The following is a 451-nucleotide window of genomic DNA, read 5'->3' as shown; positions in this document are numbered from 1 at the left end:
ACTGCCCGGTTTCGGCCTCCGCGTGTTCGCCTCCGGCAAGCGCAGCTACCTCATCCAATATCGCGCTGTTGGACGCACGCGACGCTACACCATCGGCCTGCATGGCGTGTGGACGCCGGAGACAGCCCGGCAAGAAGCGAAGGTCCAACTCGGGCGCGTCGCGCGCGGCGACAACCCTTCCGAAGAACGTCAGCTCGATCACAAGGCCATCACGGTCAAGGAGCTTTGCGCCCTCTATACCGCTGATCTGAACGCGGGCCTCATTCTGGGTAAGGGCGGGCGACCGAAAAAGCCCACCACCATCGTCACCGACACTGGCCGTATCGAGCGGCACATCATCCCGCTGATCGGCGCGCGCCGGGTCAAGGATCTCACCAAGGCCGACATCAACAAGGTCTTGAAGGACATCATGGCCGGCAAGACGCGCGTCGCCGTCAAGACGAAAAAGCTG

Annotated in this window: 1 protein-coding gene; it reads left to right on the top strand. The window is 63.0% G+C overall.

All coding sequences use genetic code 11. The features are described 5' to 3' along the window. Positions 1 to 451 (top strand): integrase arm-type DNA-binding domain-containing protein (locus AACY45_RS28550; protein ID WP_339548815.1); only part of this gene is annotated, 451 nt, incomplete at both ends.

It is taken from the genome of Pseudomonas sp. RA_35y_Pfl2_P32 (assembly GCF_963970735.1).
GTDB lineage: Bacteria > Pseudomonadota > Gammaproteobacteria > Pseudomonadales > Pseudomonadaceae > Aquipseudomonas.
Note: the sequence above shows the minus strand (reverse complement) of the source record. Positions and strands in the feature narration are given on the sequence as shown.